The 24,495-nt window shown below is 62.9% G+C and carries 28 protein-coding genes; 15 read left to right on the top strand and 13 right to left on the bottom strand.

The features are described from left to right. The first annotated feature begins 7 nt into the window (after positions 1-7). The 11 genes from urtC to ureG all read left to right on the top strand — a co-directional run bounded on the left by urtC (position 8) and on the right by ureG (position 8,355). The gene (urtC, locus tag DBR44_RS12065) at positions 8-1,108 is read left to right on the top strand and encodes an urea ABC transporter permease subunit UrtC (RefSeq protein WP_124644281.1); all 1,101 of its coding nucleotides are present in this window, start codon (positions 8-10) and stop codon (positions 1,106-1,108) included. Then, the gene (gene urtD, locus DBR44_RS12060; RefSeq protein WP_124644280.1) at positions 1,105-1,941 is read left to right on the top strand and encodes an urea ABC transporter ATP-binding protein UrtD; all 837 of its coding nucleotides are present in this window, start codon (positions 1,105-1,107) and stop codon (positions 1,939-1,941) included. Before urtC ends, urtD begins: the two co-directional genes overlap by 4 nt. Before the next feature lies 1 nt (position 1,942). Further along, the gene (urtE, locus tag DBR44_RS12055; protein ID WP_124644279.1) at positions 1,943-2,641 is read left to right on the top strand and encodes an urea ABC transporter ATP-binding subunit UrtE; all 699 of its coding nucleotides are present in this window, start codon (positions 1,943-1,945) and stop codon (positions 2,639-2,641) included. Positions 2,642-2,701: 60 nt separating this feature from the next. After that, a complete protein-coding gene (locus tag DBR44_RS12050; protein WP_233578521.1) occupies positions 2,702-3,562 on the top strand; it encodes an urease accessory protein UreD in 861 nt (286 codons plus the stop codon). A gap of 14 nt (positions 3,563-3,576) precedes the next feature. Continuing rightward, positions 3,577-3,879: an urease subunit gamma gene (gene ureA, locus DBR44_RS12045; RefSeq protein WP_124644277.1), complete on the top strand. Its 303-nt coding sequence runs from the start codon at positions 3,577-3,579 to the stop codon at positions 3,877-3,879. Between the two features lie 27 nt (positions 3,880-3,906). Next, positions 3,907-4,212 carry an urease subunit beta gene (locus DBR44_RS12040; RefSeq protein WP_124644276.1) on the top strand — a complete coding sequence of 102 codons (306 nt, stop codon included), beginning with the start codon at positions 3,907-3,909 and terminating at the stop codon, positions 4,210-4,212. Continuing rightward, the gene (gene ureC, locus DBR44_RS12035; protein ID WP_124644275.1) at positions 4,209-5,909 is read left to right on the top strand and encodes an urease subunit alpha; all 1,701 of its coding nucleotides are present in this window, start codon (positions 4,209-4,211) and stop codon (positions 5,907-5,909) included. Before DBR44_RS12040 ends, ureC begins: the two co-directional genes overlap by 4 nt. A gap of 67 nt (positions 5,910-5,976) precedes the next feature. Next, a complete protein-coding gene (gene ureE, locus DBR44_RS12030; protein ID WP_124644274.1) occupies positions 5,977-6,474 on the top strand; it encodes an urease accessory protein UreE in 498 nt (165 codons plus the stop codon). Further along, positions 6,471-7,154 carry an urease accessory protein UreF gene (locus tag DBR44_RS12025; protein WP_124644273.1) on the top strand — a complete coding sequence of 228 codons (684 nt, stop codon included), beginning with the start codon at positions 6,471-6,473 and terminating at the stop codon, positions 7,152-7,154. Before ureE ends, DBR44_RS12025 begins: the two co-directional genes overlap by 4 nt. Before the next feature lie 83 nt (positions 7,155-7,237). Further along, positions 7,238-7,747: a GNAT family N-acetyltransferase gene (locus tag DBR44_RS12020; protein WP_124644272.1), complete on the top strand. Its 510-nt coding sequence runs from the start codon at positions 7,238-7,240 to the stop codon at positions 7,745-7,747. Next, the gene (gene ureG, locus DBR44_RS12015; protein ID WP_124644271.1) at positions 7,744-8,355 is read left to right on the top strand and encodes an urease accessory protein UreG; all 612 of its coding nucleotides are present in this window, start codon (positions 7,744-7,746) and stop codon (positions 8,353-8,355) included. The genes DBR44_RS12020 and ureG overlap by 4 nt, the downstream gene beginning before the upstream one ends. An 81-nt stretch (positions 8,356-8,436) precedes the next feature. Here ureG and DBR44_RS12010 read toward each other — a convergent pair whose 3' ends face one another. The 5 genes from DBR44_RS12010 to DBR44_RS11990 all read right to left on the bottom strand — a co-directional run bounded on the left by DBR44_RS12010 (position 8,437) and on the right by DBR44_RS11990 (position 12,133). Then, positions 8,437-8,841 carry a hypothetical protein gene (locus tag DBR44_RS12010; RefSeq protein WP_124644270.1) on the bottom strand — a complete coding sequence of 135 codons (405 nt, stop codon included), beginning with the start codon at positions 8,839-8,841 and terminating at the stop codon, positions 8,437-8,439. Between the two features lie 184 nt (positions 8,842-9,025). Further along, positions 9,026-9,580 carry a lipid IV(A) palmitoyltransferase PagP gene (gene pagP, locus DBR44_RS12005; protein WP_124644269.1) on the bottom strand — a complete coding sequence of 185 codons (555 nt, stop codon included), beginning with the start codon at positions 9,578-9,580 and terminating at the stop codon, positions 9,026-9,028. A 113-nt stretch (positions 9,581-9,693) separates the two neighbouring features. Next, positions 9,694-10,056: a hypothetical protein gene (locus DBR44_RS12000; RefSeq protein ID WP_124644268.1), complete on the bottom strand. Its 363-nt coding sequence runs from the start codon at positions 10,054-10,056 to the stop codon at positions 9,694-9,696. Positions 10,057-10,246: 190 nt separating this feature from the next. Next, the gene (locus tag DBR44_RS11995) at positions 10,247-11,176 is read right to left on the bottom strand and encodes a CysB family HTH-type transcriptional regulator (protein WP_124644267.1); all 930 of its coding nucleotides are present in this window, start codon (positions 11,174-11,176) and stop codon (positions 10,247-10,249) included. Between the two features lie 189 nt (positions 11,177-11,365). Continuing rightward, positions 11,366-12,133, bottom strand: coding sequence for a DeoR/GlpR family DNA-binding transcription regulator (locus DBR44_RS11990; RefSeq protein WP_124644266.1), 768 nt, complete (start codon positions 12,131-12,133; stop codon positions 11,366-11,368). Positions 12,134-12,350: 217 nt separating this feature from the next. Between DBR44_RS11990 and DBR44_RS11985 the strand changes: the two genes are divergently transcribed. After that, positions 12,351-13,628 (top strand): HAD family hydrolase, encoded by a 1,278-nt coding sequence (locus DBR44_RS11985; RefSeq protein WP_124644265.1) that lies wholly within the window; start codon positions 12,351-12,353, stop codon positions 13,626-13,628. Between the two features lie 16 nt (positions 13,629-13,644). On the opposite strand, the gene DBR44_RS11980 is transcribed toward DBR44_RS11985, so the two are convergent. The 3 genes from DBR44_RS11980 to DBR44_RS11970 all read right to left on the bottom strand — a co-directional run bounded on the left by DBR44_RS11980 (position 13,645) and on the right by DBR44_RS11970 (position 17,101). Then, a complete protein-coding gene (locus tag DBR44_RS11980) occupies positions 13,645-14,688 on the bottom strand; it encodes a substrate-binding domain-containing protein (protein ID WP_199731033.1) in 1,044 nt (347 codons plus the stop codon). A gap of 216 nt (positions 14,689-14,904) precedes the next feature. Further along, a complete protein-coding gene (locus DBR44_RS11975) occupies positions 14,905-16,086 on the bottom strand; it encodes an acetyl-CoA C-acyltransferase family protein (RefSeq protein ID WP_124644264.1) in 1,182 nt (393 codons plus the stop codon). 112 nt (positions 16,087-16,198) lie between these two features. Then, a complete protein-coding gene (locus DBR44_RS11970; RefSeq protein ID WP_124644263.1) occupies positions 16,199-17,101 on the bottom strand; it encodes an AraC family transcriptional regulator in 903 nt (300 codons plus the stop codon). A 268-nt stretch (positions 17,102-17,369) separates the two neighbouring features. Between DBR44_RS11970 and DBR44_RS11965 the strand changes: the two genes are divergently transcribed. Both DBR44_RS11965 and DBR44_RS11960 read left to right on the top strand, forming a co-directional pair. Next, the gene (locus tag DBR44_RS11965) at positions 17,370-18,062 is read left to right on the top strand and encodes a type 1 glutamine amidotransferase domain-containing protein (protein WP_124644262.1); all 693 of its coding nucleotides are present in this window, start codon (positions 17,370-17,372) and stop codon (positions 18,060-18,062) included. Between the two features lie 71 nt (positions 18,063-18,133). Continuing rightward, entirely contained in the window at positions 18,134-18,424 is a 291-nt protein-coding gene (locus DBR44_RS11960) for a putative quinol monooxygenase (protein WP_158613605.1), read from the top strand. Positions 18,425-18,506: 82 nt separating this feature from the next. Here DBR44_RS11960 and DBR44_RS11955 read toward each other — a convergent pair whose 3' ends face one another. From DBR44_RS11955 to DBR44_RS11945, 3 genes are all read right to left on the bottom strand, one after another. Beyond that, a complete protein-coding gene (locus DBR44_RS11955; protein ID WP_199731032.1) occupies positions 18,507-19,814 on the bottom strand; it encodes an MFS transporter in 1,308 nt (435 codons plus the stop codon). A gap of 28 nt (positions 19,815-19,842) precedes the next feature. Continuing rightward, positions 19,843-20,352: a gluconokinase gene (locus DBR44_RS11950; protein WP_124644260.1), complete on the bottom strand. Its 510-nt coding sequence runs from the start codon at positions 20,350-20,352 to the stop codon at positions 19,843-19,845. Between the two features lie 284 nt (positions 20,353-20,636). Continuing rightward, the gene (locus DBR44_RS11945; RefSeq protein ID WP_124644259.1) at positions 20,637-21,662 is read right to left on the bottom strand and encodes a LacI family DNA-binding transcriptional regulator; all 1,026 of its coding nucleotides are present in this window, start codon (positions 21,660-21,662) and stop codon (positions 20,637-20,639) included. Positions 21,663-21,818: 156 nt separating this feature from the next. Here DBR44_RS11945 and DBR44_RS11940 point away from each other — a divergent pair, with 156 nt between their 5' ends. Continuing rightward, positions 21,819-22,703, top strand: a complete 885-nt coding sequence (locus DBR44_RS11940) for an endonuclease (RefSeq protein WP_233578519.1) — start codon at positions 21,819-21,821, stop codon at positions 22,701-22,703. Positions 22,704-22,830: 127 nt separating this feature from the next. Here the strand turns inward: DBR44_RS11940 and DBR44_RS11935 are convergent, their stop codons facing one another. Together DBR44_RS11935 and DBR44_RS11930 are read right to left on the bottom strand one after the other, a co-directional pair. After that, positions 22,831-23,229 carry a hypothetical protein gene (locus DBR44_RS11935; protein WP_124644258.1) on the bottom strand — a complete coding sequence of 133 codons (399 nt, stop codon included), beginning with the start codon at positions 23,227-23,229 and terminating at the stop codon, positions 22,831-22,833. Between the two features lie 229 nt (positions 23,230-23,458). Further along, the gene (locus DBR44_RS11930; protein WP_124644257.1) at positions 23,459-24,451 is read right to left on the bottom strand and encodes a C45 family autoproteolytic acyltransferase/hydolase; all 993 of its coding nucleotides are present in this window, start codon (positions 24,449-24,451) and stop codon (positions 23,459-23,461) included. Positions 24,452-24,495 lie beyond the last annotated feature (44 nt).

The raw sequence follows: 24,495 nt of genomic DNA, 5'->3' as shown, positions 1-24,495 counted from the left end.
GACCATCATGCAAACCGCACTTTCCCTGCGGCTGGCCGCCCGTGTGGGGCCGCAGCCGCTCAAGCTGGCCGGCGCGGCAGTCCTCGCCGTGCTGCTGGCCATGCCGGCGCTTTATCTGTGGACCGCACCGTCCAGCAGCCTGCATGTGTCGGCCTATGCGCTGATGCTGACCGGCAAGATCCTGTGCTATGCCATCGTGGCGCTGGCCATGGACCTGGTATGGGGCTATACCGGCCTGCTCAGCCTGGGCCACGGCCTGTTCTTTGCCCTGGGTGGCTACGGCATGGGCATGTATCTGATGCGTGCCATCGGCCATGACGGCAATTACCAGAGCGATCTGCCCGACTTCATGGTGTTTCTCGACTGGAAAACCCTGCCCTGGTTCTGGCAGGGCAGCGAGCATCTGGCCTGGGCGCTGTGTCTGGCGGTGGGTGTGCCCGGCCTGCTGGCGCTGGTGTTTGGCTGGCTGGCTTTCCGATCGCGCATCAAGGGCGTGTATTTTTCCATCATGACCCAGGCGCTCACCTATGCCGCCATGTTGCTGTTTTTCCGCAATGAAACCGGCTTTGGCGGCAATAACGGCTTTACCGACTTCAAGCGCATCCTTGGCTATGGTATTGCCGAGCCGGCCACCCGCGCCACCTTGTTCCTGCTGACCGTGCTGTTGCTCTTGGCCGCGCTGGCGGCCGGTTTCTGGCTGGTGCACAGCAAGTTCGGGCGCATCCTCACTGCCATTCGCGATGCCGAGTCGCGGCTGATGTTCTGCGGCTACAACCCGCTGTATTACAAGCTGTTCATCTGGGTGGCTTCGGCCATGTTGTGCGGCCTGGCCGGGGCGCTGTACGTGCCGCAGGTGGGCATTATCAATCCGGGGGAAATGTCGCCGGCCAACTCCATTGAAATCGCCATCTGGGTGGCGGTGGGTGGGCGCGGCAGCCTGATTGGCCCGGTGCTGGGCGCGGGCTTCATCAATGTGGCCAAGAGCTGGTTTACCGTGGCCTTTCCCGAATACTGGCTGTTCTTCCTGGGTGGGCTGTTCATTGCCACCACGCTGTTCCTGCCGCGCGGCCTGTTGGGCCTGATGCGTGGCCACAAGGAGAATGCATGATGCCTGCCACCACCTCGCAAACGGTGCAGCGTGAAAGCTGGGATGGCGATACCGCTGCCAGTGGCCGCTTGCTGCAGCCGGGACTGGATGTGACCCACGGCCAGATTCTCTATCTGGATGACATCAGTGTCAGCTTTGATGGCTTCCGTGCGCTCAACCGCCTGTCGCTGTCCATCGCCGTGGGCGAGCTGCGCTGCATCATCGGCCCCAACGGCGCGGGCAAGACCACCATGATGGACGTGATTACCGGCAAGACCCGCGCCGACAGCGGCTCGGCCTTTTTCGGCCAGACCATCAATCTGGCCCAGCATTCCGAGGCGGAAATCGTCCAACTGGGCATAGGGCGCAAATTCCAGAAACCCACGGTGTTCGAGGCGATGACGGTGCAGGAAAACCTGGAACTGGCGCTGGCCGGGCCGCGTTCGGTGTGGGCCAGCCTGCGCGCCCGTCTCTCCGGGCAGCAGCGTGACCGTATCGACGAATTGCTGACGCTGATCCGCCTGGGCGAGCAGCGGGCGCGGCTGGCCGGGCTGCTGTCGCATGGCCAGAAGCAGTGGCTGGAAATCGGCATGTTGCTGGCGCAGGAGCCACAGCTATTGCTGCTGGACGAACCGGTGGCCGGCATGACCGATGCCGAAACCGAAAAGACCGCCGAGCTGCTGCTCACCCTCAAGGGCCGGCATTCGCTGATGGTGGTGGAACACGATATGGATTTCATCGCCAGCATTGCCGGCAAGGTGACGGTGCTGGCCGAGGGCGCGGTACTGGCCGAGGGCAGCCTGCAGCAAGTGCAGGCGGATGAACGGGTGATCGAAGTCTATCTGGGGCGCTGACATGCTGGACATACAAGAACTGGACCAATACTACGGCGGCAGCCACATTCTGCGCCGCGTCAGCCTGCAGGCCGAAATCGGCCAGGTGACCTGCCTGCTCGGCCGTAACGGCGTGGGCAAATCCACCTTGCTGCGCTGCCTGATGGGGCAGCTGCCGGCCAAAAGCGGCAGCATACGCTGGCAGGGAGAGGACATCAGCCGCTGTGCACCGCACCAGCGCGTGGCGCGTGGCATTGCTTATGTGCCGCAGGGGCGGGAGATTTTTGGCCGGCTGACGGTGGAAGAAAACCTGCGCATGGGGCTGGCGCGCTTTGGCGGCAAGGCCGGGCGCGAGATTCCGGCCTCGGTGTACGAGATGTTCCCGGTGCTGTACGACATGCGCCAGCGCCGTGGCGGCGACCTGTCCGGCGGCCAGCAGCAACAACTGGCCATCGGCCGGGCGCTGGTCAGCCAGCCTTCGCTGCTGGTGCTGGACGAACCCACCGAGGGCATCCAGCCCTCCATCATCAAGCAGATCGGCGAAGTCATCCGCAGCCTGGCGGCGCGGCGCGACATGGCCATCCTGTTGGTGGAGCAGTACTACGATTTTGCCGAAGCACTGGCCGACCGCTATCTGGTGATGTCGCGCGGCGAAGTGATCCGCAGCGGGCAGGGCAGCCAGATGGCCAGCGATGGCGTGCGCGAACTGTTGGCCATCTGATGATGGCCCCGGCATGGTAATTGCTGATTCAAGTGCATTCGCCTTGCTGGTTGACTGCTGATGAACATGAACGAGCTGCCCTCTGCCAGCCCCTTGCCGAGCGGGCTGCTGGCCGGCTGGCCGGCTGCACTGGAATTGGGCTATGCCGTGGTGCAGGGCCGCACCGTGCCGGTGCATCGCCGCCATCAGGGGCCGCTGCGGGTGCAGAAACACTTTATCGATGGCCACGGCCAGTGCCAGCACATCGTGGTGCATCCGCCCGGCGGCATGGCCGGTGGCGACCGGCTGACGCTGGACATTCATCTGGCCGAGGGGGCTGCCGTGCTGCTGACCAGCCCCGGTGCGGCCAAGTGGTATGACGGTTTTGGCCGGGCCTCCTCCCAGCAGCTGCGGGTGGAGCAGCAGCCGGGCAGCCTGCTGGAATGGCTGCCACAGGAAACCATTCTGTATGCCGGCAGCGTGGTGGCACTCGACAACCGCTTCCAGCTGCAGGGCGATGCCTGTCTGCTGGCCGGCGAGGTCATGTGCCTGGGGCGACCGGCCAGTGCCGAGCGCTTTGATCGCGGCTGCTGGCAGCAAAGCGGTGAAGTGTGGCGGGATGAGCAGCTGCTGTGGTGCGAGCACAGCCATGTGCCGGGTGACTGCCCCTTGCTGGCCTCGCCGGTGGGCATGGGCGGCCACAGCGTGCTGGCCACCCTGCTGTGGGCCGGGCCGGACTTGCCGCCCGAACTGCATCAGGCCTGCCTGGAACTGCCCTGTGCCGGGCGTGCCGCAGCCAGCCAGTTGCCTGGCGTCTGGCTGGCCCGTTTCATCGGCGACAGTGCCGAAGCAGCCCATCACTGGCTGCGTGGCTGTCGCGACCTGATCTATCCCTTCAGCCACGGACGTGCGGCCAGCCAGCCGCGCATCTGGGCGAGCTGACAAGAAAGCATTCCATGGAACTGACCCCCCGCGAAAAAGACAAGCTGCTGATCTTCACCGCCGGACTGGTGGCGGAGCGCCGGCTGGCGCGTGGCCTGCAACTGAATTACCCCGAGGCCGTGGCCTATATCAGCGCGGCCATTCTGGAAGGCGCGCGCGATGGCCGTAGCGTGGCCGAACTGATGCATTACGGCACCACGCTGCTATCACGTGTACAGGTGATGGCGGGCGTGCCGGAGATGATTCCGGACATCCAGGTGGAAGCCACTTTCCCGGACGGCACCAAGCTGGTCACCGTGCACCAGCCCATTGTCTGAACCACAGTCTGCCCACAGGAGATACAGATGATTCCAGGAGAACTGCGCGTGCAGGATGGCGAGATCGCCCTCAATGCCGGCCGCGACACCATCAGCCTGGTGGTGGCCAATAGTGGCGACCGGCCAATACAGGTGGGCTCGCATTATCACTTTGCCGAAACCAATGACGCGCTGCTGTTTGACCGCGCCGCGGCACGCGGCTTCCGGCTGAATATTGCCGCCGGCACCGCCGTGCGTTTCGAGCCGGGGCAGACACGCACGGTGGAGCTGGTGGCGCTGGCTGGTGCGCGCCGGGTATTCGGCTTTCAGGGCCGGGTGATGGGGGACTTATGAAAATCAGCAGACAGGCCTATGCCGAAATGTTCGGCCCCACTGTGGGCGATGCGGTGCGACTGGCCGATACCGGGCTGTGGGCGCAGGTGGAGCGTGACTACACCGTTTACGGTGAAGAGGTGAAGTTCGGCGGCGGCAAGGTGATCCGCGACGGCATGGGGCAAGGCCAGGCGCTGGCGGCCGCGGTGGCCGATACCGTGATTACCAATGCGCTGATCATCGACCACTGGGGTGTGGTCAAGGCCGATATCGGCCTGAAAGCCGGCCGTATCGCTGCCATCGGCAAGGCCGGCAACCCGGACATCCAGCCCGGCGTGGACATCGTCATCGGCGCGGCAACGGAAATCATCGCCGGTGAAGGTATGATCGTGACCGCCGGCGGCATCGACACCCACATCCACTTCATCTGCCCGCAGCAGATCGAAGAAGCGCTGGCTTCCGGCATCACCAGCATGATAGGCGGCGGCACCGGCCCGGCCACCGGCACCAATGCCACCACCTGCACGCCGGGGCCGTGGCATATGGCCAGCATGCTCAAGGCGGCGGAAGGCTTTGCCATGAACCTGGGCTTTACCGGCAAGGGCAATGCCAGCCTGCCGGAAGCGCTGCGCGAACAGGTACGCGCCGGGGCCATCGGCCTGAAGCTGCATGAAGACTGGGGCAGCACCCCGGCGGCCATCGACAACTGTCTGAGCGTGGCCGACGAGATGGACGTGCAGGTGGCGATTCACACCGATACGCTGAACGAATCCGGCTTTGTCGAAGCCACGCTGGCGGCGCTCAAGGGCCGCACCATCCACACCTATCACACGGAGGGTGCCGGCGGCGGCCATGCGCCGGACATCATCAAGGCCTGCGGCTTTGCCAATGTGCTGCCCAGCTCCACCAATCCCACACGGCCGTTTACCGTCAACACCATCGACGAGCATCTGGACATGCTGATGGTGTGCCACCACCTGGACCCGGCCATTGCCGAGGATGTGGCCTTTGCCGAAAGCCGTATCCGCCGCGAGACGATTGCTGCCGAGGACATCCTGCATGATCTGGGCGCCTTCGCCATGATGTCCTCCGACAGCCAGGCCATGGGCCGGGTGGGAGAAACCATCCTGCGTTGCTGGCAGACCGCCGACAAGATGAAGCAGCAGCGCGGCCCGCTGGCAGGCGATGACGAGGGCTGCGACAACGCCCGCATCAAGCGCTATATCGCCAAATACACCATCAACCCGGCCATTACCCATGGCATCAGCCACGAGGTGGGCAGCATCGAGGCGGGCAAGCTGGCCGACCTGGTGTTGTGGAAGCCGATGTTCTTTGGCGTCAAACCCAGCCTGATTATCAAGGGCGGCATCATCGCCATGGCGGCCATGGGCGATGCCAATGCCAGCATTCCCACACCGCAGCCGGTGCATAGCCGGCCGATGTTCGGCAGCTTCGGCAAGGCCATTGCCGATGGCAGCGTCACCTTTGTGTCGCAGGCTGCGCTGGATGCCGGGATAGGCCAGGCGCTGGGCCTGAGCAAGCGGCTGGTGGCGGTGCAGAACTGCCGCAGCGTGCAAAAGACCGACCTGATCCACAACGACTACCTGCCGCAGATCGAGGTGGACCCGCAAAACTATCAGGTGAAGGCCGATGGCCAGTTGCTGTGGTGCGAACCGGCTACCAGCCTGCCCATGGCGCAGCGCTATTTCCTGTTCTGATAATGAAAAATCCGGACACGGCAAATGGTGTTTCCCCACCAGGAAAACAAGAAAGCGAGACAGGAAAATGCTGATCATCAATCAACGGCTGGAACAGGCTGCTGGCTGGGATGCCGAGCTGCGGCTGACCTTCGAGCTGCGCAGCAAGACCCGCTTGCGTACCCGCGCCAGCAATGGCGAAGAAGTCGGCCTGTTCCTGTCGGCAGGCGCGCCACTGGCCGATGGTCAGCTGCTGCAGGCCGAAGACGGGCGGGTGCTGCGGGTGCTGGCGGCGGACGAGGCTCTACTGCATGTGCGCTGTGCCAATGCACAGGAGCTGTGCCGCGCTGCCTACCATCTGGGCAATCGCCATGTGCATCTGCAGGTGGGCGATGGCTGGCTGCGGCTGCTGGACGACAGCGTGCTGGAACAGATGCTGCAACAACTGGGGGCCGAAGTGAGCCGCCTGCAGGCACCGTTCCATCCGGAAAGCGGTGCCTACGGTGGCGGCCATCATCATTCGCACGGCAAGGATGCCGCCTTCCAGTACGCGCCCAAGCTGCATCTGTTCGGCCAGCCGGCATGACGACGCTGCTGTCCCTGCTGCAACTGTTGCGTCTGGCCAGCCCCGGCCTGCCAATTGGCGGCTTCAGCTATTCGCAAGGGCTGGAAAGTGCGCTGGAGCTGGGCCTGGTACACGATGCCGCCAGTGCCCGCCTGTGGCTGGCGGATGTCTTGCAAGGCCCGGCCTGCCAGTTTGACGCGGCCATGCTGGTGCAGATGATGCAGGCCATCGCGGCTGATGATGAGCATTGCCTGTACCGGCTCAACCAGCGCTATCTGGCCAGCCGTGACAGCCGCGAACAGCGGCAGGAAACCGTGCAGATGGGCTATTCGCTGCGCCAGCTGCTGGTCAGCCTGCCGGAAAGCCAGGCCATGTGCTGGCCAGCCGGGGTGGCAGACGAGGAAATCTGCCTGCCCACAGCCTGGGCCATGGCGGCGCAGGCACTGGGTATTGCCGAGCGCGAAGCGGTTACCGCCCTCTTGTGGAGCTGGCTGGAAAATCAGGTGATGGTACTGCTCAAGGCCATGCCCATGGGGCAGACTGCCGGCCAGCAACTGCTGTCTGCGCTGTTGCCGGTACTGGCCCGTGTGGTGGAGCGCGCCATCAGCCTGCCTGCAACACAATGCAGCAACTTCGCCCCCGGCCTGATGTGGGCGGCGATGAAACACGAAAGCCAATACAGCAGGCTGTTCCGATCATGAGGCAGCAGATAGCCCGTGCGCCGGTCGGGCTGGCGCGACAAGGCAGCAAGCCTTCGTTTTAACGTTTCAACAAGCGTAACACTATGCAAATCATCATCGATCACCTGACTGACCCGCGCGTGCACGCGCTGTTGCAAGAGCATCTGGCCGGCATGTATGCCAACTCCCCGCCGGAAAGCGTACACGCGCTGGACCTGACCGGCTTGAAGGCCGCTGCGGTCACCTTCTGGACCGCGTGGGAGGGCGAGGAAGTGCTGGGTTGCGGCGCGCTCAAACAGCTTGACCCCACGCATGGCGAAATCAAATCCATGCGCACTGCTGCCGCCCATCTGCGCCAGGGGGTGGCGCAGCGCATTCTGGCGCACATTCTGCAGACAGCGCAGCAACGCGGCTATCAGCGGCTCAGCCTGGAAACCGGCAGCACTGCGGCATTCCAGCCCGCCCTGGCCTTGTATGAAAGCTTTGGCTTTAGCCGCTGTGGGCCGTTTGCCGATTACCGTGAAGATCCCTTCAGCATTTTCATGAGCCTGGAAATCCAGGCTAAGCCCTTATCTGCCACCGCATTACCTCAGCACAAAGGACATCCGGCATGAAACAGAGCGCACTTCGCGTGGGTATTGGCGGGCCGGTCGGCTCGGGCAAGACCCACCTCACCTGGGCACTGTGCAGCGCCCTGCGCGACAGCTACAACGTGGCCGTGGTTACCAACGACATCTACACCCAGGAAGACGCGCAGTTCCTGGTGAAGAACGAAGCCCTGTCACCAGACCGCATCATCGGCGTGGAAACCGGCGGTTGTCCGCACACCGCCATCCGCGAGGATGCGTCGATCAATCTGGAGGCCGTGGCACGGCTGAATGCCCGCCATCCGGGGCTGGACGTGATCTTCATCGAAAGTGGTGGCGACAATCTGGCGGCCACCTTCAGCCCGGAGCTGTCCGACTTCACCATCTACGTGATCGATGTGTCCGCCGGCGACAAGATTCCGCGCAAGGGCGGGCCGGGCATTTGCAAGTCGGACCTCTTGGTGATCAACAAGATCGACCTGGCCCCGCTGGTGGGGGCTTCGCTGGAAGTGATGGAGCGGGATGCGCGCAAGATGCGTGGCGAACGGCCGTTTGTGTTCAGTAATCTGAAAAGCGGGCAGGGGCTGGCCGACATCATCGCCATCATCGAAGAGAAGGGCATGCTCAAGCTGTAAGCATGGCGCAGCGGCCAGAGCGGCTATTGGTAAACGAGACAAGGCCGGGCAATGCCCGGCCTTGTTACGTTTACAGGGAACTCACTCTGTCGGGTGCGGCGCGTCTTGCGGCGGCGCGGGCGGCACCAGCGGGCGCAGCGGTTTGGCCAGTAGCATGCCATCGTAGGGCTGGCAGACGGCGGGAATGCTGTCGCCATGCCAATACACGGTGGTTTTGGCGCCCACCTTTTTGCCAAGGCAGGCTTTTACTGCAGCCAGCGGTGCTTCGTGCGGCGGCGGGGGCGGCTGGTGGCCGTGTTCATCAGCGGCATGCGGATCGCGGCTAGCGCAGTGCTGGTGTTCGGCGGCCGAGGCATCATGGTGTTCGGCCTGGCAGTGATGAGGAGAGGCAGCATCGAACGGTGCGGATGACTCTGCAGCATGGCTGGTGCTGCTCAGCAGCAGGGCCAGGCTGGTGCTGGCAAACAGAAAGAGGGTGGGGCGCATGATGGGCCTGCATTCATGGTGAACAATGCGCTCACCTTAGTCAGGCCGGCACAGCGCGACAAGCCAGCTGCGGCCGGCTTTACACCGCTTTGAGTGAAGTGAAGCCAATTAGCCCCGTTTTACATGCTTTACATGCTGCGGCCGTGGCTGGCGGCCGCCTCATCACTGCCTGCGCTTCCCTGTGCTAGAAGTTGTAATGCGCAAAGGTGAACAGCACATTGCCATTGCCCTGGCCGCCGGGGATGTAGGTGCTGTTGATGGTGAACTTGCCATAGCTGATGCCGACCAGCGGCAGCACGCCGGGGAAGGGGAAGGAGTGCAGGGTGTCGGTACGCGAGGTGATGAAGGCGGTATAGCCGATTTCCGCCCGCCATTCGCCGGCGCGGGCAAAGGGGTGGGTGTAGGCGTAGCCGACGATGGGCTCTACTTTCTTGTGCGAGTCCAGAAAGGCCATGGCATACAGCGCATGCCAGTTGTCCTTGTCGTCACGCAGGCTGCGGCCCAGGCCAAAGCCCCAGGGGTTTTCGTTGAACTCGGCAATTTTCTCTTGGGTATAGGCCCAGCGCATGTGATAGGTGTTCAGCGGCAGGTAGGCATCCAGCGTGCCGTCATCCCAGACATGCTGTACTTCGTTGCGGGCAGACTCCCACAGCGATTCGGCGTGTGCCGGGGTGGACAGGCTACAGGACAGTACGGTGCCAAGGGCAAGTGCGGTGGTCAGGCGGGTGTGTGAAAGCATGTGATTCGGCTAGCAGCAGGGCGCACAGGGCGACATGGCGGTTTCAGAAATGGGAGGGAGTGGATATTACCTGTCCGATAGTACGGGTCAAGTCAGGACGGCAGACTGGCAGATCAAGCGAGAAGTTCCCGTGCCACGCGGTCAGCCGCGCGCATGTCGCTAGTGAGCCGCATCAGTCTGGCGGCTGCGCTGGGTGAATGGCCATGCAGCCGCAGGGCGGCCGCTTCCAGCAGGGCCAGCGCCTTCTGCCATTGGCCAAACTCCAGATACAGGCAGGCGCGTTCGTAAAGATTCATGCTGTCTTCGTTGCGCGGTGACGGCATGTTTGCCAGCTTGCCCTGCCATGCATCCAGCCGCTGGCGGCACAGGGTCTGCACCACCGGCAGAAACTGCGCGCACAGGCGGCTTTCGCTGGCGCTATCCAGTTCGGCAGGGGCCTGACGACGGGAGAGGAGGCGGACAATCAGCTGGCGCATGAAACAGGAATTCCTTGCCGGTGCTGCCGCCGGGTATTCGGCAGCTGTGGGCGGCAGAATACCCCGGCGGGCTGTCAACTTGCGGCAAGAAACATCAATTCCTGTAATGGCCCGTTGCGGGCGGCGACGGTAGCCGATGGCTTGTTGAGTACCCGGCGCGGTGGATCGGAAATCCTGTTCGTGGCCGGCCTTAGTCCTGCATGGCCGGGCTGAGCGCGCTGCGCACCGTGCTTTCATCCAGTGCCGCCGAGCACAGCTCGATAAAGCGGTAGGCATAGCTGCGCAGGTAGTGGCCACGGCGGATGGCAATGCGGGTGGTCTGCTGGCCGAACAGCGGTTCGCCGGCCACCACTTTTACCGCCTGGTCACGCACGGGGTCCACCGCCATCGACGCCACGATGCCTACCGCCAGCTCCAGCTCGACATAGGTCTTGATCACGTCGGCATCCAGCGCCGACATCACGATGTCCGGCACCAGCCCGGCGCGGGCAAAGGCCCGGTCGATCTGGGCGCGGCCGGTAAAGCCCTGGTGATAGGTGACGATGGGGTATTCCGCCAGCGTTTCCAGCGACAGCGTCTGCTGATGCAAGGGGTGGTGCGGCGGGGCGATCACGCTGTGATACCAGCCGTAGTAGGGAAAGGACACCAGTTCCGGCACTTCGGCCACGGCCTCGGTGGCGATGCCGATGTCAGCGTCACCCGATTGCAGCAGGCGTACCAGCTCTTCCGGGCTGGCCTGATGCAACACCAGATGCACCTTGGGGAAGGCCTTCTTGAAGGCGGTGACCACCTGCGGCAGTGCATAGCGCGCCTGGGTATGGGTGGTGGCAATGGTGAGCTGGCCTTCGTCACGCTGGCTGAATTGTTCGGCCAGCCGCTTGATGTTGCCGGCGTCCAGCAACATGCGTTCCACGATGGTGAGCAATTCCTTGCCCGGATCGGTCAGGCCGAGAAAACGCTTGCCCTTGCGCACGAACAGCTCCACGCCCAGTTCGTCTTCCAGGTCCTTGATGTGTTTGCTGACGCCGGATTGCGAGGTGTACAGCGCATTGGCCACTTCAGTCAGGTTGAAGTTCTGCCGCACGGTTTCACGGATGATGCGCAGTTGCTGGAAGTTCATGCCACGGCCCCCCTGCGGGACAGCGACAGAAGGGGCTGCGGCGGCGTGCTCGCGGCACGAAGGAAGAAACTGGCCATGACGCTATCCTGATTTATATAACTTAAAACAGGATATTTCTGTTTTTAATATAACAAAAATAACGTTTTCTTGTTTGCATATGCCATCTTGATCTCAGCGCGGCGCTGGCTGTCACACCAGCCAGACTTCTCCTGCCTGTGCTGTCAGCGCCTGGCAGGCCGGCATGTCGGCGGCCTTGCGGTTGCTGATCAGCAAATCGATATCGTTGGCCGCGCAGGTGCTGATGCGGCTGCTGATGCCCAGCTTGCTGAAATCGGCCAGCATGTATACCTGATCCGCCTGGGCGCACATGGCGCGCGCCACTTCCGCCTCGCGCGGGTCGTAATTGCTGGCGCCCATGGCGGTGCTGACGCCGACTGGCGACAACAGGGCGATGTCGGCGTGGTAACGGCCGATTTCCGCCACGGTGCTACCCCCCACCGTGGCCGGGGCGCGTTCGCCCAGCTCCCCGCCCAGCATGATGAGCTGATGGCCGCCGCCCTGCGCGGGCCGGCGTAGCGCGAGTGCCACGTCGAAGGCATTGGTGATGATGGTCAGGCCGCTGAGCGTGGCCAGTTCGCGCGCCAGCAGTGCGGTGGTGGTGCCGGCATCGATAAACAGGGTCTGCCCCTGGCGCAGCCGGCTGCAGGCGGCGCGGGCAATGTCCTGCTTGTAGCGCACCTGCTGCAGGGCGCGCTCGGCAATCGGTGCTTCCTCGCCGCTGCGGGCAATCACGCCACCGTGGATGCGGCGCAGCTCGCCCATGGCTTCCAGTGCCGCCACATCGCGGCGCACGGTTTCACGCGACACCTGCAAGGCACTGACCAGTTGCTCGGTGCTCAGGCGTTGTTGCGCGGACAGCAAGGCGCGGATGCGCTGGTAACGCTCCTGTTGCCACATGGGCTTCTCCTGCGGGAGTGCGGTGGAAGAAAGGCAGTGCACATTGCGAGAGAGGGCGGGGCGCTGTCAAGCCGTTTGCCACGGGAGTGGGCGGCGTCGCATTTCGGCATTTTGTGTACTTTTGTGGCAAAGTTGTAATATTGGGTGTTTATTATGCTGGGCATGCTGACGGGCAGACTGCCTGCCCGTCTACCCCTACACCGCCCCGGGAGAGACCATGCAGCGTCGCCAGTTCATCCATGCCCTTGCCGCCGTATCCGCCAGCAGCCCCCTGTTGCTGGCTTCCGCCACCGCCCGTGCCGCTAGCGGCAAAGTCACCGTACCGTTGCATAGTGCGCGCTGGTCGCCGCGCAATGCACAGCGGCTGCAATTGCTGCTGAGCCAGCATGGCAGTGCCAGCGCCAGCTATCGGGCAGATCGCAAGCCGTATGCGGTGTTCGACTGGGACAACACCTGCATCATGAACGACTGCGAAGAAGCGCTGCTGATGTACCAGATCAACCATCTGCAATACAAGCTGACGCCGGATGAGTTCGCCCGGGTGTTGTGGCGCGATGTGCCGGATGCCACCTTCATGGCCGACTACAAGACGGTGGACGGCAAGCCGGTGCGGATGGCAGATATCGCGGCGGACGTGGAGTCCGACTACCGCTGGCTGCATGCCAATTACCAGGGCCTGGCCGGCAGCCGCAGCCTGGAGGAAATCCAGGCCAGCGACCAGTTCAAGGATTTCCGCGCCAAGCTCTATTTCATGTATGACGCCATCTGCGACAGCTTCCCGCTGGAGATCGGCTACAAGTGGATCATCTATTTCTACAAGAACATGAGCCCGGCGGAATTGCAGGCGATGGCGCTGGCCTCCAACAAGGCCGCGCTGGGCGATGCCTTGCGCAAGGTGCGCTACGAAAGCCCGCACAGCTTGCCGGGCAAGGCTGGCGTGGTGGCCGATACCCATTTTCACGGCATCCGCGTGCACGAGGAAATCCGTGGCCTGATGCATACCCTGCGCGCCAACGGCATTGATGTGTATGTCAGCACCGCCTCCATCGACGATGTGGTGCGGGTATTTGCCGGTCATGAAGATTTTGGCTACGGCGTGCCGGCGGAAAATGTCATCGGCCTGCGGCTGGAGATGGCGGATGGCAAATACACCGACCGCTATCAGCCGGGCTGGCATTTCAACTGGGGGCCGGGCAAGACCGTGGGCATTCGCCAGCAGCTGCAGGCGAAAAAGGGTTATGGCCCTATCCTGGTCGCCGGTGACAGCGATGGCGATGCCTGGATGCTGCGTGACTTTGCCGATACTTCGGTGGGGCTGATTGTGAACCGCATGAAAAAAGGCGAGATCGGGGCCGACAGCAAGCTGGCTGCCGAGCAGCTGGGGCAGCCGCAGGCACGCTTCATTCTGCAGGGACGGGATGAAAGCACCGGCCTGATGTTGCCGGATGAGAAGTCGCTGAAATACGGCAAGAGCGAACGCAAGCTACTGGCCTGAGCCGCCGGCTGCCTGCTCAGCGGGGGAACCAGATGGCCCGGTAAGCCTGCTGGTAGGGCAGGCTGGCGTCGATATCCTGATTGCCCAGCTGTTGCAGCAAGTCGCGGGTCACCAGTATCGGCTTGCTGATATAGCCACTGGGCTTGGCACCGGCAAAGGCCCGGTTCATTTCATCCGCCAGCTGCCAGCCCTGTGCACCCAGCGGTTCGGCCACGGTTGCCAGTTGCTGTGACAGCCCGGCGCGGATGCGGTTGATGGCCTTGCTGGAGCCGTCGCCGGCTGACACATTGCGCACGTCGCCACGGCCGGCATGCAGCAAGGGGTAGTTCATCTCGTCGAAATAGACATCGTTGATGGCCAGGGTGTGGGTCCAGCGCCGGCCATGACGCTGGTTCAGCTCCTTCACCACGGCATCCATGCGCTGGTCGGCATGGTTGAGCGGCAGGTTTTGCACTTCCAGCATCTGGCAGCCGCTGCAGTGCTGGATCAGCTCTTGCATGAAGCGGGTTTTGGCGTTGGCAATGTCAAAGCGTTCGTCATTGAAAATCACCACGCCAGCCTTGCCACGACTGTCCTGGATGACATGCTCGGCGGCGCGGCGCGCCACGGCCAGCGGGTCGCTGCTGACATTGAAAAACAGCCCCGGCACCACGCCGGGCTGGGCGGCGGCATGCCAGCCCACCAGCACGATGCGGGCACGCTGCGCGGCGGCGACTTCGGCTGCCAGATCACTGGCCTGAAAACCTCCCAGAATGATGCCGTCGCTGCGCGAGGCCATCGCTTCGGCAAATCCCTTGCGCAGCAAAATAGTGCTGCCCTGCGCATCCAGCACCTGTATTTGCCAGCCCAGCAGCCGGGCGGCACTGGCAAAACCGCGATAACTGCCGCCTATGCCACCATTGCGCAAATCCTGGGCGATGAAGGTGACCTTGTGCACGCCACTCTGGCGGGCCGGGCCATCACGCGGGCCATCCCAGCTCAGCGCCTGCGGCGGGGCCGCTTGTGCCAGCCCCAGTCCCAACGCAAGCAGCAACAGCAAGCCAAGTGTTTTCATCGCCATGGCAACTTTCTGGCGGCAGGGCCAGTGATGTGGGTTGGAACAGGGAAGGGTGGACGGCCGTGGCTACCCGGTCAGCTCAGGCTGATCTCCTGTCATTTTATACGGTAATCCGGTATTGACAGCTTTTATGTTGATCGCATTTGTGCCAGAGCAGACAGCCGGCAATGCAAAACCGCCCGGCAAGCGGGCGGTGTGCGGGCGGCGAAAAGCGCTGATTTACAGCCGTTCGAAAATCACCGCAATACCCTGGCCACCGCCGATACACATGGTGGCGATGGCATAGCGGCCCTTGATGCGCTGCAGTTCGTACAGCGCCTTGGTGGCGATCACGCCGCCGCTGGCACCCACCGGATGCCCCAGCGCAATGGCCCCGCCATTGGGGTTGGTCTTGTCGGCAGGCAGGCCCAGTGCCTTGCTCACCGCCAGCGACTGGGCGGCAAAGGCTTCGTTGGATTCGATCACGTCGATCTGGTCCAGGCTAAGCCCGGCACGCTGCAGTGCTGCCTGGGTGGCCGGAATCGGGCCTTCGCCCATGATGTGATTGGGCACGCCACACACGGCATAAGACACGATACGGGCCAGCGGCTGCTGGCCGGCGGCTGCGGCGGCATCGGCTGCAGCCAGCACCAGGAAGGCTGCGCCGTCATTGATGCCGGAAGCGTTGCCGGCGGTGACCGAGCCATCTTTCTTGAAGGCAGGTTTCATCTTGGCCAGCGCATCCAGCGTGGTGGCGCGCGGATGTTCATCGGTATCGAATACCACTTCGCCCTTGCGGGTCTGGGTGACGATGGGGACGATCTGCGAAACGAAACGGCCATCCGCGATGGCTGCGGCGGCACGCTGCTGCGAGGCAAGGGCGAAGGCATCCTGCTCTTCGCGCGTCAGCTGCCATTTGTCGACCAGGTTTTCCGCCGTGATGCCCATGTGGCCGACGCCGAAGGGGTCGGTCAGTGCGGCGGTCATCATGTCGATGGCGGTGGCATTGCCCATGCGCGCACCGCTGCGCAGTTGCGGCAGCAGATAGCCGCCGCGCGACATGACTTCCACCCCGCCGCCGATGGCGTAATCACAGTCGCCCAGCATGATGGCCTGGGCGCTGGATACCACGGCTTGCAGGCCGGAGCCGCACAGGCGGTTTACCGCCATGGCCACCGATTCCATCGGCAGACCGGCGGCGATGGAGGCCAGCCGTGCTACATAGGCGTAACGGGCTTCGGTGGGAATGCAATTGCCCACGGTGACATGGTGGATGTGTTCGGCAGCCACGCCGGAGCGGGCAATGGCTTCCTTCATGACCAGGCCGCCCAGTTCGGCCGGCTCCAGGTGGCTGAGTGCGCCGCCAAAGGTGCCAATGGCGGAGCGTACCGCGCTCAGTACCACGATCTCGCGTTGTTTCATCTTCTGTTTCTCCCGTTTTGTGCTGCTTGTGCAGTGCATCAAATGTGCCTGCCAACGATACCAGCGTCACCGGGGCTTTGCCAGCCATGCGGCGTGGCCGGCCCCAGCCAGCCTAGCCGTCCGTTGCCATGGCCAGGCGCTGGATTTCCTCACGTGGCGGCAGGCCGAACAGGCGCTTGAACTCGCGGCTGAACTGCGAAGGGCTGGCATAGCCCACGGCATAAGCGGCCTGGCTGATATTGTGGCCATCCTGCAGCAATAAATGGCGTGCCTGATGCAGGCGGGTGTTTTTCAGATACTGGATGGGGGCATAGCCGGTGACGGCCTTGAAGCTTTCATGAAAGGCGCTGCTGCTCATACCGGCCAGTTCGGCCAGCAGGGCCACGCTGAGCGGCAAGGCGTAATGGCGGTGGATGTGTTCGATGCTGCGTTGTATCTGGCGCAGCCGCCCATGGCGGGCAAACAAGGCCCGCAGGGTTTGTCCGGCATCGGCCAGCAGGATGCGGTAGAGGATTTCCCGCACGATGCCCGGCCCCAGCACCCGGCTTTCCTGCTCCTGCTGCAGGCTGTGCAACAAGCGCCGCGCTGCGTCCTGCAGCGCTGGCGTCATGGGACAAAGCAGCATGCCCTGTGGTTTGCCGCTGGTTTTGTGCTGGGGCGGGTCATCCATCAGCCGCAGTAGCTGGTCTACCAGGCTGGGGTCGATGCGGATGACCAGTGCCAGCAGGTGTTCGTCTTGCTGCAGGCTGGTATCGCATTCGAACTGCATGGGGGTGGCGACCACCAGGCAATGCCCGGGATCGACACTCAGCACCTGCTCACCCAGATAGCCGCGCTGGCAGCCCTGAGCCACGATCACCACGCTGGCTTCATGCAATACCGGAGTGGGGGGGCTGTTACTGTCCTGGCGCAGCAGGCTGACGCCATCCAGCCGGCTGGGGTGCCAGCCTGCTTGCGCTGCCTGTTGCAATATATGGGTGGCCAGATCGATTGCCTTGTTCGCAGTCATCATCATTCCCCTTATCTCGGCCAACACGATAGCGGCGCGGCCGGGCAGCCTGCTGCCTGCCCAACTGCCTGTTCTGGTGAGATGCCGTTTGCACGCGGTGCTAAGCGGCAAAATGCGTAGGAATAGGCAAGGCTGGCGGAGTTTGCGCACTTGTCCAGCCTTGCGTGATCTCCTACTCTGCCTGAGTGCTACTTTTCATTTACTACAGTTTAAATTGTTTGCTAAGTCAATAGCGGTGCGCAGGGCAGGTGGCAAGCCGGCAAAGGACGCAGTCATGAAAAAGATCTTGATGGTGGTCAGCAGTTTTGAAAAATACCCGCAAAGCGCCAGGGCCTGTGGGCTATGGCTGGGGGAAGCCGTCCATTTTGTCAGTCGGGTAGAGGCTGCGCGCTATACCGTGGACATTGTCAGTCCGCGCGGTGGTTACACGCCGATTGATCCGCTCAGCCTGGCATTGGCCGACGAGCTGGATTGGGAGTGGTATCAGAACAAGAGCTTCATGAACCGGCTGGGCAGCACGCTGCAGCCCGCCGCGGTGCGTCCGCAAGACTATGCCGCCATTTATTTCGCTGGCGGCCATGGTGCGGTGTGGGATTTTCCGGACAATGCCGTGCTGCAAGCCATTGCCCGCGAGATCTACCAGCAGGGTGGCGTGGTGTGTGCGGTTTGTCACGGCGTGGCCGGCTTGCTGAATATCCGGCTGGACGATGGCAGCCTGCTGGTTGAAGGCAAGCAGATGAGCTGTTTTTCCAATACCGAGGAACGGCTTTCCGGGCTGGCCGGGCAGCTGCCTTTTCTGCCGGAAAACGAGCTGGTCAAACGGGGTGCCCGTTATCACAAGGCACCGGAACCGTGGGACCCGTTCGCGCTGGTGGACCAGCGTGTGATCAGCGGTCAGAACCCGGCCTCCACCGCACGGGTGGCCGAATTATTGCTGGAGGCATTGCGCACGCACTCATGGCCGTGACTGCACGGCCGGATCACAGCGTAAGATACGCCTGTTCCGGCCCGTGGCCGCAGTCAGCACAAGGAATCGTCATGAGTGTATTCATCTTTGCCACCTTGCAATGCAAGCCGGAGTGTACTGCCGCGGTGTGTGTCGCCATGCGCGACATGCAGCAAGCCAGCCGGCAGGAGGCTGGCTGCCAGCAATATCAGGTATTGCAGCCAGCGGATCAGTCCGATGTGCTGCATGTGTTCGAGGCCTATCAGGATATGGCGGCGGTCGAGGCGCATCGGGTCGCCGCGCATTATCTGGCTTACCGCGAGTGGGTGGCGGACAAGCTGGCCGCACCGGTTGAGGTAAAACTGCTGCAGCCCTTGGACTGATACCCCCTTTCATCGCGACAGGCTTCTGTCGAAACAAGGCCCGCTGCTAGCGGGCCTTGTCATTGCTGTTGCGACTGCTTCCTCAGCGGCTGGCGCGCGCTGCCAGTGGTTCTGCAATGGCTTCGATACGTCCCAGCAGGAAGACAAAGGCCAGCATGCCGATGATCAGCATCACCCCGGCGACCAGAAAAGCATTGGTAAAGGAGTGGGTGCTGCCCACGATATAGCCGGTGACGATGGGAGCTACCGCACCCATCATATTGTTGGCGAAGTTCATGATGCCGCCCACCGTGCCGGTGCCGCCATGCGGTGCAATCAGCGAGGGCAGCGACCAGCCCACCGGTGCGGCAGCCGCCAGCCCGCTGAGCGCGATGGTGATCCAGATGATGGCGATGACCGGGTCGCTGGTGGTGGTGGCACCGAAAACCGCCAGCCCCAGCAGCATGCCGCCCAGCAACACGCCTTTGCGCACGCGGGTTTCATCGTGGCCACGGGCAATCAGGTGGTCGATCAGCCAGCCGCCTACCAGCAGGTCGGACAGGGTGGCGAATATCCACGGAATGGCGGCATAGCTGGCGGATTTCAGAATGCTCATATGCATGGTCTGCACCAGATAGCCGGGCAACCAGGTCAGAAACAGATAGAACACATAGCCATAGGCGGCAAAGCCGATGGACAGCCCCCATACCTTGCGTTGCCGCAACAGGTAAGCCAGCATGGCCAGCGATCCGCTCTGGCCCACTCCTTCCGCTGTGGCTCCCCCCTCCACGATATGGCGGTATTCGGCGGCCGACAGCTTGCTGTCCTGGCTAGGGTCGCGATAGATCAGGGTAAAGGCGATGAAGTAAGCCACGCTGAGCAGTGCGGTCAGGCCAAAACCCCAGCGCCAGCCCAGATGCACCACGGTCAGCGCCACCAGTGGCACGCCAATCACATTGGAAAACTTGGCCGCAGCATCGAAAACTGCCGTCGCCATGGCGCGCTCACGGCGCGGAAACCAGTAGCCGGTGGCCTTGGCGCTGACCGGAAAGCCTGGTGCCTCGGCCACACCGAGCAGGGCGCGTGCCACGAAAATACCGCCAAAGCCGCCGGCACAGGCGGTCAGGGTGGAGGCCACCCCCCACAGCAATGCCCCCCAGCGGCCCACCCGGGTCACGCCAAACCGGTCCAGAATCATGCCGGTCGGAATCTGCAGTAGCGCATAAGTCCAGAAAAAGGCACTGAACAGCAGGCCCAGATCACTGTTGGACAGGTGAAATTCCTGTTGCAGCTGCGGTGCGGCCACCGACAGGCTGATGCGGTCGAAATAATTGACCAGTACGCCAATGCCCAGCAGGCCGCCTATGCGCCAGCGACGTTGCGGCATGGTCATGGTGTGTTGTGTTGTCACCTGAATTCTCCTTGGTAGGGATGTGTTGTTATTGGTCTTGCACCAGCTGTTGCAGCAGCTGCTGTAACAGGCTGTCCACTGGCTGGCTGACATCACAGCGGATAAAGCTTTCATCGCCGGCGGGTTCTTCCAGATCGCGGAACTGGCTGTCCAGCAGGGTGCCGGGCATGAAATGGGCGCTGCGGGCGGCCATGCGTTCGGCAATCAGTGCTTTGCTGCCAGCAAGATGAACAAACAGCAGCTCCGGATCGCCCCGGCGCAGCGTATCGCGGTAGCGGCGCTTGAGTGCCGAGCAGGCCATTACCATGGCTTCGCCCTGGGCCACCCCGCTGGCCAGCCGCTGTGCCAGCAGGTCCAGCCAGCTGGCCCGGTCGGCATCGGTCAGCGGGATGCTGGCCGACATGCGCGCAATATTCTGCGCCGGGTGATAGCTGTCGCCTTCGATGTAGCTGGCATGGAGCGCATTGGCCAGAGCCAGGCCCAGGCTGCTTTTGCCACAGCCGGCCACCCCCATGACCACGATATTGGGAATTTTCATGTTAGCGCTAACATATTGCGGTGAAAGAAAACCGCCGAAGCGGTGAGTGCGAAATGTTAGCGCTAACAAATTTGCGACGGCAATGTCTTTTCATGCTGCATGGCAGCAGAACATGGCCGCTTTGCCAGCGCATGCGTTGCCGGTCAGCGCACGGCTGGCGCGTCACGCAATTGGCTGTTGCTGAAAGCGTATGTGAATCAAGGGTTTGGTTTGCTGGCGTGGATGGTCTGGGGCGGTTTGCCAGCGGGGGCGCTACTGTGGGCAAGCCACCACAGCAGCTGTGCTCAGGTACTGCCGCGCTGTTGTAGCTGGAAGCCCAGATCCAGGCAGCGGCTGCCAGTATCGTCGTGCTGTCCCTGCAGCTGTTGCAGCAGCAGACGGGCAGCGGCTTCGCCGATGGCAAAGCGTGGGGTGGCGATGGTGCTCAGTGCCGGGGTGGTCCAGGCTGCGGCTTGTAGATCGTTGAAGCCGGCAATGGCCAGTTGCCCGGGAACAGCAATGCCGCGCTGCTGGCAACGGGCAATGGCACCGATGGCCAGGTCGTCATTGCAGCAGAATACGGCGTCGCAGTCGGGATGGGCGGCCAGCAGCTGATCGAGCATGTCCGCGCCCAACTGCATGCTGGACGGTGCCGGGTTCAGCCATTCCAGCGCCGGATCATGGCAGCCGGCAGCAGACAGTTCCAGCCGGTAGCCTTGCAGCCGCTTCAGCACCCGCTCGTCCAGCTGGGCAGCCAGATAGGCGATGCGCCGTCTGCCGCGTTGCAGCAGATGGCGGGTCATGGCGGCACCGGCAGCTTCCTGCGACAGCCCGACACAGGGCCTGCCATCATCACTCAGATCCATCATGTACACCGCTGGCAACTGGCGTTCCTCGACAATGCGGCTGAATGCTTCGGCCTGCTTCAGCCCGGTGACCAGCAAACCGTCCGGGCTGTGTTGCAGATAGGCGCGCAGCAGCGCCAGTTCTTCGCTGTCGCTGTAATGGGTATTGCCGATCAGCATCTGGTAGCCGGCCGGCTGCAGCACCGATTCGATGCCGGCCAGCGCGTCGATGAACACGGTATTGCTCAGCGAGGGGATCAGCACCAGTACCGTGTGCGAGCGCGCTGATGCCAGCTGGCGGGCCGAACGGTTGGGTACATAGCCCAGTTGTTCGACCACCTGCAGGATTTTTTCACGCAGGGCCGGTGTGACCCGCTCTGGCGAGTGCAAGGCGCGGGAAACGGTAATGGCGCTGACGCCGGCAGCCAGACCGACATCATGCATGGTGACGCCGGTGCCGGAACGAAGGCGCGGTTTTCTCGACATGCTCTACCTGCTGTGAAAGCCGGGCGACGCTGCCCGGTGGCGGAATTGTAACGCAGTCAGGCCCGCCCACGCTGTTTGCCGCTTGCTCTGCCCTGTTTGAAAATGCGGCGGCGGCGGTTATAGTGCCCCTCCCCAAAGTACAGGAGTCGACCCGGCGTGATCGCACGCGGTGGTGGCACGGTAGAAATGCAAAAACTGTTTTATGGCTTGTTGCTGCTGGCATTGTGCGGCTGCGACCGGGACGGTGGCGTCAAGCTGCCGCGTGAGGTGAAGGCGCTTGCCCAGTTGGGCGAAACCGTGATGCGGCAGCTGGAGGGTGGCAGTGGCCAGGCGGCAGGGCCGGTGGGTGGGCAACAGGGCAAGGTGGTGCTGTCTGCGCTGGTGCGGGGTGACAAGGCGGTGGGCCATCGCGATTTCAACGGGGCCAAGCGTGTGCTGCCCAAGGTGTTTGCCGGCATGCAGGAGGATTTTTATTGCGGCTGTGCTTACGAGGGCAAGGCGGTGGACTGGTTGTCCTGCGGTTATGTGCCGCGCAAGAACCCGGAACGCGCCCGTCGCATCGAGTGGGAACACGTGGTGCCGGCCTGGGTGCTGGGCCACCAGCGCCAGTGTTGGCAGCAGGGCGGCCGCAAGAATTGCTCGAGCAATGATGAGGTTTACCGGCTGGCGGAAGGTGACCTGAACAATCTGGTGCCGGCAGTGGGCGAGGTGAATGCCGATCGCAGCAATCTGTCCTATGGTGCCTGGGCCAAACAACCGACCCGCATTTACGGCCAGTGCGGCACCGTAGTCGATTTTGCCGGCAAGCGGGTTCAGCCGCGTGAAGAAGTGCGTGGGCGTGCGGCCCGCATCACCTTGTACATGCATCAGCGTTACGGGCTGAACATGAGCCGGCAGGACCGACAGCTGATGTGTGCCTGGGCCAGGCAATATCCGGTGGATGGCTGGGAGACGCGGCGCAATGCCCGCATCGTCAGCCTGCAGGGCGAGGGTAACTTCCTGGTCAGCCAGCCGGCGCGGCTGGCTGATGTCTGCGGCTAAGACTCGCTAACGATAGCCGCCCTGCTGCTGGGGTGCGCCTCCTTGCCGTACGACTTGTCGTGTCGGCGTCGGCTCGCCCTGGCCGGGGTCATCTGCGAGATTTTTTGCAGCTTTCGTCCCGCGCCGCTCAGGCTGCGGGGCTGTTCTTGCGCCGGCTGCGCGCGGGTTTGGCGGCGACGGCTTCGCTGGCGGCCGGCGGTTCTGCCTCTGGTGCGGCGATCTCGGCGGCCGGTTTGTCCGCACTGGCAGCGGCCGGGGTGCTGCTGTCATCCACACGCAGGTCGGGGGCGATTTCGGTGAGCAGTTGTTCCAGCAGCTTGCTGCGGGCGGCAATATGGTGATCGAAGCGCCAGTCTTTCAGCAGATCCAATGCCACTTCGAAATAGCGCATATCGATCTGGTATAGCGTACCCAAGTCAAAGGGCCGGCCCATTTCCAGTGCGGCGGCCAGGTCCTTCAATACCTGGACTTGCTCATGATCCTTGTTCTCTTCGATAAAACGGCGGATTTTCTTGGCGGCGTTCATGATGGCATTCCTCGGTGTCACAGCGCTGACTTAATCATGTCAAGTAACAACAGCTGAACTTAAGTGTTGTAAAAACCGGGGTACAGTCTGCCACAGGCTTTGTTTGAAAATGATGACCAATTTATGACAGTGAGCGAAATTGTCATCTGCGCTCAGCGTAAAGAATGCCAGCGGGGTGTGCGCAGCCGCCCAGACCAGCCGGGCGGCTTGTGGACTGGCTACTGAGTGACTAGCCGCCGTGATTGGCGTCGAAGCGCATGTTCAGTACGCCTTCCTGCACATCCAGGCAGTACTGTGACCAGCGCATGTCTGGCCACAGCAGTTCGGCGGTCAGGGTTTGCGGATGGTAGGCCGCGGTGTAGAGCGTGCCATAACCACGGCCATAGGCGGTCTGGAACAGTGGCGGCCGCAGCAGGGTGCGCAGCACGTCATCGGCACTTTCCGCCTTGCGCACGCCCTGGCTCAGCATCCATTCCCGCTCTTCCGACAAGGTGGCACGGGCATGGGCCTGCCATTCCACCCCGTGTTGATGGTTGGCTACTGCGGTGCGGCTGACCACTTCGGTGGGCCGGTCCGGGGCGACGAAGACCGTTGCCCAGTGGCTGTGCTTGTCCAGCAGGCTGATGTTATAGGTCATGTGCACCGGCAGGCGCTGCAGGATGGCCACGGCTTCTGCGGTGGTGCTGGCGGTTTCCAGCAGATAGCGCATCACCAGTGGAATGCCGAAGCCCTCGCCAACAGCGGTGCGGCCACCAAAGGACAGCGAGGCTGCCAGCCCGTCCTCGTTGATGCCATCCAGCGCACCCCACAGGCAGTCGCTCATGGCCAGCACCTGGCGGCCCAGCCAGCGGGTGGACAACCAGCTGCCTTCCAGCAGGGCCGGGGCGTAGTCGTAATTGCGTGCCAGCAAGGGGCCTGCTACGCCGTAGGGATCGATCCATACCGCTTGCGAGCAGCCGGAAATATACGATGGCGGACACCATTGCGACAGAAAACGCGCTTCCAGATCGCCGCCACCGGCCAGTTCGCATAGTTGTTGATACAGCCCGGCCAGCTCGGGCATGTGCTGGCGCAGCGCCCGCCGGCCAGCCAGATACGAGGGCCGGGCACGATGGCCATCGCGCAAAAACCATTGCTGATAAGCTGGCCAGCGCAGCTGAAACAGCCCTTGCCAGCGCGCTCCCGGCGTGTCTTCCCGGATTGCTTCGAATGTACAGCGCATGTGTCTCACTAGGTTGATGGCCGCCACCCTCTTGCCGACGGCGG

Origin of the sequence: Aquitalea sp. FJL05 (assembly GCF_003852595.1) — a bacterium.
Taxonomy (GTDB): Bacteria; Pseudomonadota; Gammaproteobacteria; order Burkholderiales; family Chromobacteriaceae; genus Aquitalea; species Aquitalea aquatilis.
This window is presented reverse-complemented; position numbering and strand designations above follow the sequence as displayed.